1 protein-coding gene is annotated in these 282 nt (G+C 71.3%); it reads left to right on the top strand.

All coding sequences use genetic code 11. The features are described 5' to 3' along the window. Nucleotides 1–282: hypothetical protein (locus ADL15_RS54345; RefSeq protein ID WP_198170968.1), on the top strand; the 282-nt coding region annotated here is incomplete at both ends.

The raw sequence follows: 282 nt of genomic DNA, 5'->3' as shown, positions 1-282 counted from the left end.
CGCGGCGGTGCGGGAGCGGTTCGGGTTGGCCCGGGACGAAACCCTCCAGGTGCGGGACTTCCCGACCTTGACGCATGTCGTCGGCTGGGTCCGGGACAAGACCGGCAGCCGGGACACCGCCACGGTGCAGAGGGCCGCCGACGATCCGATCCAGGCCGCGGCCCCGATCGCGGCCGGACCCGCGGGTGACGAGATCGCCGGGGCGGTGGTGGGGATCGTGTCGGAGCTGACCGGTTATCCGCCGGATCTGCTGGATGTGGATCTGGATCTCGAGGCGGATCT

The organism is Actinoplanes awajinensis subsp. mycoplanecinus, from assembly GCF_001509495.1.
GTDB lineage: Bacteria > Actinomycetota > Actinomycetes > Mycobacteriales > Micromonosporaceae > Actinoplanes > Actinoplanes palleronii.
Note: the sequence above shows the minus strand (reverse complement) of the source record. Positions and strands in the feature narration are given on the sequence as shown.